This window comes from Actinoplanes sandaracinus (genome assembly GCF_030009775.1).
Classification (GTDB): Bacteria; Actinomycetota; Actinomycetes; order Mycobacteriales; family Micromonosporaceae; genus Actinoplanes; species Actinoplanes sandaracinus.
In genome coordinates this window covers 214,101-227,289 of record NZ_JASCTH010000002.1, presented here as the reverse complement: position 1 = coordinate 227,289, position 13,189 = coordinate 214,101, and the positions used below count along the sequence as shown (strand labels likewise).

General features: G+C 71.2%; 14 protein-coding genes and 1 tRNA gene. 10 read left to right on the top strand and 5 right to left on the bottom strand.

Annotated features, from left to right (window positions below; translation table 11 throughout):
• Positions 1–187 precede the first annotated feature (187 nt).
• Both QLQ12_RS03685 and QLQ12_RS03680 read left to right on the top strand, forming a co-directional pair.
• Positions 188–263, top strand: a tRNA-Glu gene (locus QLQ12_RS03685).
• Positions 264–423: 160 nt separating this feature from the next.
• Positions 424–1,095, top strand: a complete 672-nt coding sequence (locus QLQ12_RS03680; RefSeq protein WP_282757093.1) for an MBL fold metallo-hydrolase — start codon at positions 424–426, stop codon at positions 1,093–1,095.
• Between the two features lie 106 nt (positions 1,096–1,201).
• Here the strand turns inward: QLQ12_RS03680 and QLQ12_RS03675 are convergent, their stop codons facing one another.
• Positions 1,202–1,888 (bottom strand): IclR family transcriptional regulator, encoded by a 687-nt coding sequence (locus QLQ12_RS03675; RefSeq protein WP_014447202.1) that lies wholly within the window; start codon positions 1,886–1,888, stop codon positions 1,202–1,204.
• Between the two features lie 49 nt (positions 1,889–1,937).
• On the opposite strand from QLQ12_RS03675, the gene leuC reads away from it, so the two are divergent.
• The 4 genes from leuC to QLQ12_RS03655 all read left to right on the top strand — a co-directional run bounded on the left by leuC (position 1,938) and on the right by QLQ12_RS03655 (position 5,549).
• The gene (gene leuC, locus QLQ12_RS03670) at positions 1,938–3,392 is read left to right on the top strand and encodes a 3-isopropylmalate dehydratase large subunit (RefSeq protein ID WP_282757092.1); all 1,455 of its coding nucleotides are present in this window, start codon (positions 1,938–1,940) and stop codon (positions 3,390–3,392) included.
• A 17-nt stretch (positions 3,393–3,409) separates the two neighbouring features.
• Positions 3,410–3,997, top strand: coding sequence for a 3-isopropylmalate dehydratase small subunit (gene leuD / locus QLQ12_RS03665; RefSeq protein WP_282757091.1), 588 nt, complete (start codon positions 3,410–3,412; stop codon positions 3,995–3,997).
• A gap of 163 nt (positions 3,998–4,160) precedes the next feature.
• Positions 4,161–4,997, top strand: a complete 837-nt coding sequence (locus QLQ12_RS03660) for an HU family DNA-binding protein (protein ID WP_282757090.1) — start codon at positions 4,161–4,163, stop codon at positions 4,995–4,997.
• A 90-nt stretch (positions 4,998–5,087) separates the two neighbouring features.
• A complete protein-coding gene (locus QLQ12_RS03655; protein WP_282757089.1) occupies positions 5,088–5,549 on the top strand; it encodes a hypothetical protein in 462 nt (153 codons plus the stop codon).
• Here the strand turns inward: QLQ12_RS03655 and QLQ12_RS03650 are convergent.
• From QLQ12_RS03650 to cofC, 4 genes are read right to left on the bottom strand one after another with little or no spacing between them, the layout of a single operon-like run.
• Entirely contained in the window at positions 5,476–6,354 is an 879-nt protein-coding gene (locus QLQ12_RS03650) for an NUDIX domain-containing protein (protein ID WP_282757088.1), read from the bottom strand. The genes QLQ12_RS03655 and QLQ12_RS03650 overlap by 74 nt on opposite strands.
• Positions 6,355–6,359: 5 nt before the next feature.
• Positions 6,360–8,696: an RNA degradosome polyphosphate kinase gene (locus QLQ12_RS03645; protein ID WP_282757087.1), complete on the bottom strand. Its 2,337-nt coding sequence runs from the start codon at positions 8,694–8,696 to the stop codon at positions 6,360–6,362.
• 55 nt (positions 8,697–8,751) lie between these two features.
• On the bottom strand, positions 8,752–8,949 hold the full coding sequence (locus QLQ12_RS03640) for a cold-shock protein (protein ID WP_282757086.1): 198 nt from the start codon (positions 8,947–8,949) through the stop codon (positions 8,752–8,754).
• Positions 8,950–8,968: 19 nt separating this feature from the next.
• The gene (gene cofC, locus QLQ12_RS03635; RefSeq protein ID WP_282757085.1) at positions 8,969–9,610 is read right to left on the bottom strand and encodes a 2-phospho-L-lactate guanylyltransferase; all 642 of its coding nucleotides are present in this window, start codon (positions 9,608–9,610) and stop codon (positions 8,969–8,971) included.
• A 188-nt stretch (positions 9,611–9,798) separates the two neighbouring features.
• On the opposite strand from cofC, the gene QLQ12_RS03630 reads away from it, so the two are divergent.
• The 4 genes from QLQ12_RS03630 to QLQ12_RS03615 all read left to right on the top strand — a co-directional run bounded on the left by QLQ12_RS03630 (position 9,799) and on the right by QLQ12_RS03615 (position 13,108).
• Positions 9,799–10,524 carry a lysophospholipid acyltransferase family protein gene (locus QLQ12_RS03630; protein WP_282757084.1) on the top strand — a complete coding sequence of 242 codons (726 nt, stop codon included), beginning with the start codon at positions 9,799–9,801 and terminating at the stop codon, positions 10,522–10,524.
• Entirely contained in the window at positions 10,521–11,513 is a 993-nt protein-coding gene (locus QLQ12_RS03625; protein ID WP_282757083.1) for an NAD(P)H-dependent glycerol-3-phosphate dehydrogenase, read from the top strand. Before QLQ12_RS03630 ends, QLQ12_RS03625 begins: the two co-directional genes overlap by 4 nt.
• A gap of 52 nt (positions 11,514–11,565) precedes the next feature.
• Positions 11,566–12,669, top strand: a complete 1,104-nt coding sequence (locus QLQ12_RS03620) for a cystathionine gamma-lyase (protein WP_282757082.1) — start codon at positions 11,566–11,568, stop codon at positions 12,667–12,669.
• 79 nt (positions 12,670–12,748) lie between these two features.
• Complete coding sequence (locus QLQ12_RS03615) at positions 12,749–13,108, top strand: hypothetical protein (protein WP_282757081.1); 360 nt, start codon at positions 12,749–12,751, stop codon at positions 13,106–13,108.
• Positions 13,109–13,189: the final 81 nt, after the last annotated feature.

The following is a 13,189-nucleotide window of genomic DNA, read 5'->3' as shown; positions in this document are numbered from 1 at the left end:
TCCGCCACAGGCCGCGGCTCCGCCGTTCTCGGTGCCGCCTCAGGGGTGCCGGGCGGCGCCCGGAGCGGGCCCGTGGTCCGGCCGTCGCCGGCGGTGTTGAGGTGGGTGGATATCCGATTTCGGCTGCGGCGGAGGTGCTGATAGAGTTCAGCCCGCCGCCGCAACCGGGCGGTGAACGGAAGTTCTTGGTCCCGTCGTCTAGCGGCCTAGGACGCCGCCCTCTCAAGGCGGTAGCGAGGGTTCGAATCCCTTCGGGACTACCAGAAAGATCGGCCCGCACCGGATCCGGTGCGGGCCGATCTATTTCTCTGCTGCCTCAGCACCCCTCAGTTTCCGCGCCGGAAGCAGAGATCGCGGGAAGCCGTTTTCTGCTCTCCGGAGATCGGCGTGGCCGGGCCGTCGCGTGCCGGGAATACTGCGGCGATGACCGACCTCACCGTTCGCCGCGTCGACTTCGGATGGTTCATCCGGCCCGCCGAGGAACCCGGCACCGGTGCGCCCCGGGTCGAACCCGCCCTGGGCTATCTCATCGACCACCCGGCCGGCCGGATCCTGGTCGATACCGGCATGGGCAGCCATCCCGAGGTCGACGCCCACTACCAGCCGCACCGCGTTCCGCTCGGAGCCGCGCTCGCGGCCGCCGGCGCCACGATCGGCGACATCCGGTACGTGGTGAACTGCCACCTCCACTTCGACCACAGTGGCGGCAACCCGGAGTTCGGCGGCGTGCCGGTCTTCACCCAGCGGACCGAGCTGGCCACCGCCCGGACCGTGCCCCATCACACACTTCCCGAGTTGGTCGACTTCGCCGGCGCCCGCTATGAGGAACTGGACGGCGAGACGGAGATCCTGCCCGGGGTCCGGATCGTTCCGACTCCGGGGCACACCGCCGGACACCAGTCGGTGGTGGTGACCGCCGCCGACGGCACCGTGATCGTGGCGGGGCAGAGTCACGACCACGCCAGCGCGTTCACCGGCGACGTGCTCGCTCACCGGGCCGGGGTCGGCGAACCCCCGCCGTGGATCGAGAGACTGCTCACGTTCGACCCGCGGCGGGTGCTCTTCGCTCACGACAACGCCGTCTGGACTCCCTGAAGCAGCGCCCCCACCGGCCGCGATCTAGTGAATGTCTCCGCCAACGGCGCGGCAGGAACCCACAAGATCGCGGCAGGTAGGTGGGTAGGCAGGTGGGTGAGGGGGGTTAGAGGCCGGAGAGGCGCTGGCCGGCGCGAACGACGGCCATCGCGTGACGCTCACCGGGGCGACGGCCCAGCCGCTCGATCGGACCGCTTATCGAAATCGACGCGATCACCCGCCCGGTGCGGTCCCGGATCGGCGCGGAGACGCTTGCCACACCCGGCTCACGCTCGGCGACGCTCTGGGCCCAGCCGCGGCGGCGCACCTCGGCCAGAGTGCGGCCGGTGAACTTGCAGCGCGGTAGGAGCGGCATCACAGCCTCGGGGGGCTCCCACGCGAGCAGGATCTGGGCGGCCGACCCGGCGACCATCGGCAGCACCGAACCGACCGGCACGGTGTCGCGCAGACCACTCGCCCGTTCGGCGGCGGCGACGCAGATCCGTTCATCGGCACGACGCAGATAAAGCTGAGCGCTCTCGCCCGTGGCGTCCCGTAGTGCGGACAGCAGGGGTTCCGCGGCGGTCAGCAGAACGTCTGGCGCGGCATTGGCCAACTCGCCCAATCTCGGTCCTGGCCGCCATCTTCCTTGAGTGTCACGCACCAGCATCCGATGGATCTCCAAGGCCTGGGCCAGGCGATGTGCGGTCGCCCGCGGCAGCTTGGTGCGTTCGACCAACTCGGCAAGGCTGGCGCCGTCGACACATGCGGCGAGGATGACGACCGCCTTGTCGAGAACGCCTACACCGCTCATACTGTGTCCCACAAGCCGAAACATACATTCCAGAATTTAGGATGTCCAGATGGTGGGAGTCACTCCCCAGAGCGGGAAACCCAGGACCCTGGCCGAGAAGGTCTGGGATGACCACGTGGTGCGCACGGCCGAGGGTGAGCCCGACCTGCTCTTCATCGACCTACACCTGCTGCACGAGGTCACCAGCCCGCAGGCGTTCGACGGTCTGCGGATGGCCGGGCGGCCGGTACGCCGTACCGACCTCACGCTCGCTACCGAGGACCACAACACCCCCACCGGGTATGCGGATCCCGCGTTCAACACCAAACGCGGCGAGCTCTTCACGATCGCCGACACGACCTCCCGCACGCAGATCGAGACCCTGCGCAAGAACTGCGCCGAGTTCGGTGTCGAGATCCGTCCGCTGGGCGACGTGAACCAGGGCATCGTGCACGTGATCGGCCCCCAGCTCGGCCTCACCCAGCCCGGCATGACGATCGTCTGCGGCGACTCGCACACCGCGACCCACGGCGCGTTCGGCGCGCTGGCCTTCGGCATCGGCACCAGTGAGGTCGAGCACGTGCTCGCCACCCAGACGCTGCCGCAGTCGAAGCCGAAGACGATGGCGGTCACGGTCGTCGGCGAGCTCGGCCCGGGCGTCTCCGCGAAGGACCTGATCCTCGCCCTGATCACGCAGACCGGCACCGGTGGCGGCAACGGCCACATCGTGGAGTACCGGGGCGAGGCCATCCGCAAGCTCTCCATGGAGGGCCGGATGACCATCTGCAACATGTCGATCGAGTGGGGCGCCAAGGCCGGCATGATCGCGCCGGACGAGACCACCTTCGAATACCTCAAGGGCCGCCGGCACGCCGCGAAGGGCGCCGACTGGGACGCCGCCGTCGCGTACTGGAAGACCCTGCCCACCGACGAGGGCGCCGAGTACGACACCGAGATCATCCTGGACGCGGCGTCGATCAGCCCGTTCATCACCTGGGGCACCAACCCGGGCCAGGGCGCCTCGCTGAACAGCGTCGTGCCCAGCCCCGAGGACTTCCTGGACGAGGTCGAGCGCGGCGCCGCCGAGCGCGCCCTGGCGTACATGGACCTGACTCCCGGCACCCCGTTCCGCGAGGTCCCGGTCGACGTCGTCTTCGTCGGCTCGTGCACCAACGGCCGCCTGGAGGACCTGCGTGCCGCCGCCGACGTGATCCGTGGCCGCAAGGTCGCCGACGGCGTCCGCATGATGATCGTGCCCGGCTCCTACCTGGTGCGCGAGCAGGCCGAGGCGGAGGGCCTGGACAAGGTCTTCATCGAGGCCGGCGCCGAGTGGCGGTTCGCCGGCTGCTCGATGTGCCTGGGCATGAACCCGGACACGCTCAGCCCCGGCCAGCGCGCCGCCTCCACCTCCAACCGCAACTTCGAGGGCCGGCAGGGCAAGGGTGGGCGCACCCACCTGGTCTCGCCGCAGGTCGCCGCCGCCACCGCCGTGGTCGGCAAGCTGGCCGCCCCCGCCGACCTCTGATCCCGCCGGAGAGAAAAATGGACAAGTTCGTCACCCACAGCGGCAAGGTCATGCCGCTGCGCCGTTCCGACGTGGACACCGACCAGATCATCCCCGCGGTCTACCTGAAGCGGGTCACCCGGACCGGCTTCGAGGACGGCCTCTTCAACGCCTGGCGTGAGGACCCGTCGTTCGTGTTGAACAAGCCGGCCCACGCGGGCGCCACCATCCTGGTCGCCGGCCCGAACTTCGGTACCGGATCGTCCCGGCAGCACGCCGTCTGGGCGCTGCGCGACTGGGGTTTCAAGGCGGTCATCGCCTCCCGCTTCGGCGACATCTTCCGCGGCAACTCCCTCAAGGAGGGCCTGCTGCCGGTCCAGCTCGACCAGAAGATCGTGGAGAGCCTCTGGGACCTCGCCGAGAGCGAGCCGGAGAAGGAGATCACCGTCGACCTGGAGAGCCGTGTGGTCCGCGTCGACGATGCCGCCTATGGCTTCCCGATCGACGATTTCAGTCGCTGGCGCCTCATGGAGGGCCTCGACGACATCGGACTCACACTGCGGCACGAAGAGGCGATTACCGCGTACGAGAAGACGCGTCCCGCTTTCAAGCCGGTCGTGGTCTGAGCCTTTTCCTCTTTGGCGCGCCCCTGCCGGGTCACCCGGCAGGGGCGTATTCGTTGGGACACAACGGTTTTTTCCCCTGAATGTTTCTGTAACCAGGTCACAGGGCATACCGTGCGCGCAGAATGGCCCGTGACGGGCCAGTTCTCACGTCCGGGAGGAAACCGTGAACAAGGCCGAGCTCATCGAGGCGCTCGCAGTCAAGCTGGGAGACAGGAAGACCGCGACACTGGCTTTGGACGCGTTCATCAGTGAGGTTCAGAACGCCGTTGCCAAGGGCGACAAGGTGGCCCTCACAGGATTCGGTTCGTTCGAGAAGCGGGCACGCAATGCGCGTACGGCGCGCAATCCGCGAACCGGTGAGCCGGTCAAGGTGAAGAAGACGTCGGTCGCGGTCTTCAAGGCCGGCAGCACATTCCGTGATCTGGTGGCGAGCGGAAAGCCGGCCAAGGCGGCCACGGCGGCGGCGAAGAAGTCCACCGCCACCAAGGCCGCACCGGCGAAGACGGCCGGCACTGCGACCGCGGCAAAGAAGACCGCGGCGAAGACGACCGCCACCAAGGCGGTCACGACGACGCCGGCCAAGAAGACCGCGGCGAAGACCACGTCCGCGACCAAGGCGGCCACCACCACCGCGGCCAAGAAGACGACCGCGGCGAAGACGGCCACCACGGCGGCGAAGACGGCGCCGGCGACCAAGAAGGCCGCCGCCACCAAGAAGACCGCCCCGGCGGCCAAGAGCACCACGGCCGCCAAGTCGACGGCCGCCAAGTCCACGGCGGCCAAATCCACGGCGGCCAAATCCACGGCGGCCAAGTCGGCGGCCAAGAGCACGGCGGCCAAGAGCACGGCGGCGAAGTCGACGGCGGCGGCGAAGACCACCGCGGCCGCCAAGAGCGCCACCACCGCGAAGGCCCCGGCCAAGCGGACCGCGCGAAAGGCGGCCACCCCGGCGCCGGCGCCCGCCCGCGCCCGCTCCGCTCCGGCCCGCCGGACCCGCTGACCGGCAGCCCGGCGACGGCGTCCACCCGTTGGGTGGACGCCTTTCCGGTGTTCCGGCGCCGCCCCGCCCGGCCGCCCTACCGTCCGGGGCATGCAGCGAACATCGAGGCCACGCGGCCTGACGACCCGGGCCGGACTCGCCGCGGCGCTGTTCGCGGTCGCGGTCGTGCCCGGGTGGACACTCGGCGACCTGGCCGAGGACCACACCGGCTGGCCGGTGCTGGACTGGCTGATCACCTGCGGCTGGTCGGGCGTCGCGGTGGCGGCCGGCGCGCCGTGGGGCTCGTACCGGCGGATGGACGGCTGGCTGGGGGCGGTGCCGGTCTACGGCTGGTACCTGGCCGGGATCCTGAGCTGGCGGCTGGCGTCGCTGCCGTACCGCGACTGGGAACCGCGCCGGGACGAACTGTGGCAGGCCCGCTGGCTCACCGGTGACCTGATCGGTTACTGGCGGGCCGACGCCGCCGCCCAGCGGGGGGTCACAGCCGCGACGCGCCCAACAGCCGCTCGCCGGACCAGGCCAGCAGCCAGCCGTCGCCCTTCGGCGTCTTGAACGGCTCGTGATCGTCCGAACCGTGCACGGACGCCAGCAGGTGCGGCATCAGCTTGCCCTGACTGCACACCACGACCCGCTCCTGTGCCCGTAACTCGGCCAGCCGGGCACGGGCGGCGGCCACCCGGGCGGGCAGGCCGTCCGGGCCGGACGGTTCAGCGAACGCGCCGTCCCGCACGATCGGCCGGTCACCGAGCGCCGCGGCGAGCGGCTCCAGCGTCTGCGTGCAGCGCAGCGGCGTCGCCGCCACCAGCCGGCGCGGCCGGAACGGGGTGAGCAGGGCGGCGATCCGGTCCGCCTGCTTCGCGCCGACCGGATCGATCGGCCGCAACTCGTCGCGGCCGGCCCACTTCTTCCGTTCCCCGGCCCGGGCGTGCCGGACCAGCGCGATCACCGCGGTCACCGGCGGCAGCGACGCGACTCTCGCCAGGACGGTCGTCTCCTCGGGGTACGTCAACCGCGCGCCGGCCTCGGCGAGAGGCAGCCACGCCAGCTCGTCCACCTCGGCGGTGTCCTGGACCGGCCCGTCCGAGGCCGCGCGCATCAGCCAGTAGGCGACGTTCTTCGGCCGCCCGCCGGGCATCGTGTAGTCGACGTCGGGCAGCCGCAGCTCGGGGATGCCGGCCGAGCCGGTCTCCTCCTCGACCTCCCGCAGCGCCCCGGCCAGCGGCTGCTCGCCACCGGCCAGCTTGCCTTTCGGCAGGCTCCAGTCGTCGTATCGCGGGCGGTGCACCAGGCACACCTCGACCCGGTCGCCGGACCGGCGGTACAGCACCCCGCCGGCGGCGCGTTCGATCTCCGTCACAGTCCCTACTTCTTGCCGATGATGCGCCGGAGCATGGCCGCCTGCAGGTGCACCTGCGGCCGCCCCGGAGTGCCCGTGCTGCGGTGCCAGAGGCCGTCACCGTCGAGGTCCCAGCCCTCGGTGTGCTCGCCCATCGACAGTTCCAGCACGTGCCGCAACTCCTCGCGGGCCGACGGCAGGGTTACCTTGACCAGCGCCTCCACCCGGCGGTCCAGGTTGCGGTGCATCATGTCGGCGGAACCCATCCAGTACTCGGAGTCGGGGCCCGGGCCGAACCGGAACACCCGCGAGTGCTCCAGGAACCGGCCGACGATCGAGCGCACCCGGATGTTCTCCGACAGGCCGGGCACCCCGGGCCGCAGCGCGCACATGCCGCGGATGATCAGGTCCACCTTGACCCCGTCCTGCGAGGCCCGGTACAGCGCGTCGATGGTCTTCTCGTCGACCAGCGAGTTCACCTTGAACTGGACCAGCGCCTCGCCGCCCTCCCGGGCGATCCGGGCCTGCTCCTCGATCCGCTCCAGCAGGCCCCGGCGGACCCCGTGCGGCGCCACCAACAGACGCCGGTAGGTGGTCTGCCGGCTGTATCCGGTGAGCACGTTGAACAGGTCGGTGACGTCGGCGCCCACCTCCGGGTCGGCGGTCAGCATGCCGAAGTCCTCGTAGAGCCGGGCCGTCTTCGGGTGGTAGTTGCCCGTGCCGATGTGACAGTAGCGCCGGATCTGGTTGCCCTCCTGCCGTACGACCAGAGAGGTCTTGCAGTGGGTCTTGAGACCGACCAGGCCGTAGACCACGTGGCAGCCGGCCCGCTCCAGGGTGCGCGCCCAGGCGATGTTGGCCACCTCGTCGAACCGGGCCTTCACCTCGACCAGGACCACCACCTGCTTGCCCGCCGCCGCCGCGTCGACCAGGGCGTCGACGATCGGGGAGTCACCCGACGTGCGGTAGAGAGTCTGCTTGATCGCCAGCACGTGCGGGTCCGCCGCGGCCTGCTCGATGAACCGCTGCACGCTCGTCGAGAACGAGTGGTACGGGTGGTGCACCAGGATGTCCGACTCGCGCAGCCGGTTGAACACGCTGCGTGGCACCTCGCCGTCGGCCAGATGCGGATGGGTCGCCGGGACGAAAGGGCGGTCCTTCAGGTCGTCGCGGTCGCACTCGCCGAACACCTGCCACAGCGACGACAGGTCGAGCAGGCCGGGCACCCGCAGCACGTCCTGACTGTCCATGTCGAGTTCGCGGACCAGCAGGTCGAGAACGTGGTCGCTGATCGAGGCGGCCACCTCGAGCCGGACCGGCGGGCCGAACCGGCGCTGCGCCAGCTCGCGCTCCAGGGCCTGCAGCAGGTCCTCGTCGCGGTCCTCGTCGACCTCCAGCTCGGCGTTGCGGGTCACCCGGAACAGATGCCACTCCAGGATCTGCATGCCGGGGAAGAGCTGGTTCAGGTGGACCGCGATCAGTTCCTCGATGGGCAGGAAGCGCACGCCGCGGTGATCGTTCTGCACGGCCACGAAACGGTGCACGTTGTTCGGCACCTTGACCCGGGCGAACAGCTCCGGGTTGTCGCCGTCCGGGTACCGCAGGGCCACGGCGAGGTTGAGCGAACGACTCGAGATGTACGGGAACGGGTGCGCCGGATCGACCGCCAGCGGAGTCAGGACCGGGAACACCTGCTCCCGGAAGAAGGTCCGCAGACGCCCCTGCTCGGCGGCGTTCAGCTCCTTCCACGAGACCAGCTCGATGCTCTCCGTCGCCAGTTTCGGCCGCACCTCGTCGGCGAAGCAGGCGGCGTGCCGAGTGACCAGGTCGGCGGTCCGCTCGGTGATCATCTCGATCTGGTGACGCAGCGGCGAGCGGTCGCCACCGCGGACCGGCAGGCCCGCGCTGAGCCGCCGCTTCAGGCCGGCCACCCGGACCATGTAGAACTCGTCCAGGTTGCTCGCGAAGATCGCCAGGAATTTCGCCCGCTCCAGCAGCGGGGTGCCCGGGTCCTCGGCCAGGGCCAGGACCCGGGCGTTGAAGTCGAGCCAGGACAGTTCCCGGTTGAGGAAACGGTCCTCGGGCAGCGTGTGACCCGGCTCCTCGTCCTTGTCGTCGTCCTCGTCGTCCACATCGAGCGCGGCCACCATCTCACTCACGGTGTGCTCGACGGCCTCGCGCTCCGTGATGACGGTCTCCGCCGGGGTCACCGTGGCCGGAACCACCGGCTCGGCGGCGGGTTCGGCGGCGGGCGCCGGGTCGGGAGCCTCGGTCGTCTGCGATTCCGCCGACTCGGGCCTGGGCAGAAAGCGGCCGTTGGGGCCGCGCCGGCGGGTCTCGGGGGTCCGGGGCGGGGTCTGCATGCGTCCATCATTGCCGTTTCCGGAGAAACGTGAAACGAACTACCGGATGATCACATCAAGCGATCCCGGGAATTAACACCCGCCAAATCACACCGGTCGCGTCCGACTCGACGGTCACGCGCTGGCCCAGCCGGAGAAGGCGCAGGCCGGAGCGGTTGAAGGCCTCCGCCGCGAAGGTCAGGGGGGTGCCGTCGTCGAGCAGCAGCGAACCGCTACGGGTCTCCGGGTCGAAAGTCGCTATCGTGCCCTGCACCGGACGAACGTTACCCCGCTCAGGCGGCCGGCGCGCACTCCGCCGTGAGCCCGAGGTCACGCAGCAGCCCGCAGGTGCGCCGGCCGGCACCCAGAGCGAGCACGGCGCCGAGATCGGCGGCGGTGTCCACGTCCTGCCGCAGGCCCGGCCAGTCCCCGCGCAGCCGGGCCGCGCCGGAGCCGGCGTGCGCCGCCGCCGAGAGCCCGCCGAACCGCGGATCGAGCACCTGCCCGGGCGGTACGGCCAGCAGGACCGTCCCGGTGCCCGCGGCGTCCGCCACGAAGCTGCGGCCGGACACCCGGCTCAGCGCGTCGTCGAGTTGCTCCGGGCGCAGGGCCGGCAGATCGCCGGCGAGCACGGCCCGGTGCGCCGACAGCCCGGCTGCCTCGTCGGCGCCGAACCGCATCGCCGAGTTCAGCCCGCCGCCCGGGTCGGGCACCACCCGGGCGCCCAGCTCTCGCACCGCGTCGCCGACCACCGGATCGTCGGTCACCACGATCAGCTCGGCGACAGTCGCGGCGGCGAGCACCGCGGCGGCGGTGTCGCGCACCATGGCGAGAGCGAGATCGGGGTGACGGTCCATCGGAACCGCGCCCCGCAACCGCGTCTTGGCCAGACCCAGCCGCTTCACCGGGATGACAGCCGTCCAATTCCGCACCACCCGCCCATCCTGCCCGAGGTCCGCCTCTCGCGGTGCCTCACGTCACCGCGTCCCCGCTCACAGACGGCGGTGGCCAGTGATCCGGCAGACCCCTGCCTGGTCCCACCGGCCATGAGCGGGCATGATTTCGTCGCAGGTGAACAAGGAAGTCGGCGGACGACGTCGCCGATCGAGGGACGGGGGACGCCGTGACACAGCTCAGGCTCGGCTTCTGGCAGCGTGTCGCGGTGATGCTGGTGCTCCCGGTCATGACCGTCCTGACCCGTAAGACGTGGCTGCGGATGACCGACATCCCGGCCACCGGACCGGTCATCCTGGTTCCCAACCACGTCTCGCACTTCGACCCACTGGTCGTGGCGCACTACCTCTACCGGGCCGGGCGCTGGCCACGGTTCCTCGGCAAGGCCAGCGTCTGGAAGGTTCCGGTTATCGGGTACCTGCTGACCAAGGCCCGGCAGATCCCCGTCGAACGAGGCAGTGTGGAAGCGGTGAAGTCGCTGGACACCCTGGTGGAGGCGTTGCGTGAGGGCGGGGCGGTGGTGATCTATCCGGAAGGCACCACGACCCGGCACCCCGACCTGTGGCCGATGCGCGGCAAGACCGGCGCCGCCCGGCTCGCCCTGCTCACCGGCGCACCGGTCGTGCCGATCGCGAACTGGGGCGCGCAGCAGATCTTCGACCCCCGTACCAACCGGCTGAAGCTGCGCCGGGCGCCCGTGACGGTGACGACCGGGAAACCGGTCGACCTCAGCCGCTGGGCCGGCCTCGAACCGAGCCGCCCGGTGCTGGAGGCGATGACCGAGGCGATCATGCTGGACATCCGGGACCTGCTCGGCGAGATCCGCGACGGCGAACCGCCGGCGCTCTACGACCGGCCCGCACGGCGGGCCATTAACTCGGAGGACGCACCATGAGGGCCGCCGTCATCGGATCCGGAGCCTGGGGCACCGCGTTCGCGAAGGTGCTCGGCGACGCCGGGTCGGAGGTGACCATGTGGGCACGGCGGGAAGCCGTGGCCGCGGAGATCCGCGACAAGCAGGGCAACGCCGGATCGCTGCCGGGTGTCCGGCTGGCCGACGGCGTGACCGCCACGACCGACCTGGCGGCGGCCGTCGCCGGAGCCGAGCTGATCGCGATCGCCGTGCCGTCGCAGACCCTGCGCGGCAACCTCGCCGACTGGGCCGGCCTCTTCCCGGCCGACGCCACGGTCGTGTCGCTGATGAAAGGCATCGAGCTCGGCACCCTCAAACGGATGAGCGAGGTGATCGTCGAGACCGCGGGCGTCGCCCCGGAACGGGTGGTCGTGGTCTCCGGGCCCAACCTGGCGCCCGAGATCGCCGCCGAGCAACCCACCACGACCGTCGTGGCGTGCTCCGACGAGAGCCGTGCCAAGCAGGTGCAGCACGCCCTCGCCACGCCGTATTTCCGGCCGTACACCAGCGACGACGTGATCGGCTGCGAGCTGGGTGGCGCCTGCAAGAACGTGATCGCGCTCGCGTACGGCATGGCGGTCGCGCTCGGGCTCGGCGACAACACCCGCGCCTCGCTGATCACCCGGGGACTCGCCGAGACCGCGCGACTCGGCGTGGCGCTCGGCGCCGACCCGCTCACCTTCGCCGGCCTCGCCGGCCTCGGCGACCTGGTCGCCTCCTGCTCGTCGCCACTGGCCCGCAACCGCACCTTCGGCGAGCACCTGGGCCGCGGCGAGAGCCTGGAACAGGCGCAGATCGCCACCCGGCAGACCGCCGAGGGCGTCAAGAGCTGCCTGTCCATCCGCGACCTGGCCCGGGCGAACGGCGTCGAGATGCCGATCGTCGAACAGGTGGAACGGGTGTGCCACGAGGGCGTGGACCCGCGGGTCGCGGTCAAACTGCTGATGACCCGGGAGATGAAACCCGAGTGATCGTACGAACCGTCGCGTTCGCCGCGATGCCGGAACACAGTGGGGAACCGCGATGAGTCACTCCGACGGCACCCGTGCCGTACACGCCGGCCTGCCGGCGCCCGCGGTCGGCGAGCCGTTCCTGCCGGGACCGGTCTTCGCCGCGCCCTACCACCTCGACCCGGTCACCGGGCCCGGTGAGAACGGTTACGCGCGGACCGAACACCCGACGAGACGGGCCCTGGAAACGGCGATCGAGGCCCTGGAGGGCGCGCCGACCCTGGCCTTCGCCAGCGGGCAGGCGGCGATCACCGCGCTGCTGCTCGCCGTGCTGCGCACCGGCGACACCGTCGCGCTTCCGTCGGACGGCTATTTCACGGTACGGGCGTTCGCCGAGGGAACGCTTCGTGACCTCGGTGTGAAGACCGTCCTGGTGCCGACCGCCGGCCCCTACCCGGACTTCACCGGGGTGCGCCTGGTGCTGCTGGAGACGCCGGCGAACCCGGGACTGGACGTGTGCGACGTGCGGGCGCTGTCCGCCGCCGCGCACGAGGCCGGGGCCCTGGTCGCGGTGGACAACACGACCGCCACACCGCTCGGGCAGAACCCGCTCGCCCTCGGGGCCGACCTGGTCGTGGCGTCCGGGACCAAGGCGCTGACCGGGCACTCCGACGTGCTGCTCGGGTACGTCTCGGCGCACGACCCCACACTGCTGGGCAAGGTGGAGACCTGGCGCAAGCAGACCGGGGCGGTGCCGGGGGCGTTCGACTCCTGGCTCGCGCACCGGTCGATCGCCACGCTCGACCTGCGGCTGGCCCGGCAGACCGCGAACGCCGCCGCCGTCGCCGGGCTGCTGCTGAGCCGCTCCGACGTGACCGGGGTGCGGTGGCCGGGGCTGCCGTCGGATCCGTCCTACCCGATCGCGTCGGCCCAGATGCGGCGGATTCCGGGAATCGTCTCGTTCGACCTCGGTTCCGCCGAGCGGGCCGGCCGGTTCCTGTCCGCGGCGCGGCTGGTGTTCGCGGCCACGTCGTTCGGCGGCGTGCACACCACGGCCGACCGGCGGGCGCAGTGGGGGGACGACACGCCGCCCGGGTTCCTGCGGTTCTCCTGCGGGATCGAGGACGCCGCGGACCTGCTCGCGGACCTCACGGCCGCGCTGGACGCGTCCGCGTGACCGGCGGTTGGGCGCCGGACGACGTGACCGGTGGTTCGTCGGTGGACGGCGTGACCGGTGGTTCGTCGGTGGGCTGGTCATGACGGCCTGGAGCAGCTTCGACGGCGACGAGGTCGCGGCGCTCACCCAGGGGGAGAGCTTCTTCGCCGACCCGGGGGAGCGGGACTGCCCGGCCTGCGGCCGGCGGCGCCTGCGGGCCTACTTCACCGCGCCGGAGAACGCCAAACGGCCGACTCTCGTCAGTTACGTGTGGTGCGGGGCGTGCGACAAGTTCGTGGGCACCCGAGCCCGGCACCCGGACGGGCTGATCTTCTCGGACCCGCTGGCCACGTTGTCCCCGGCCGAGCGGCGTGACCTGGAACGGAGCCTGACCGGCTTCCTCGCCCACCTGGACGCGCTGTGGGACTCGGGCGCCCTTCCCCAGACGTTCACCGCCTGAGTCCCCCCGGCCGGTGACCACCGGATCAGCCCGGCGGCGGCGTTACCGCCCGGCGCCGGGCGGACGTCGCCGGGAGCCCGC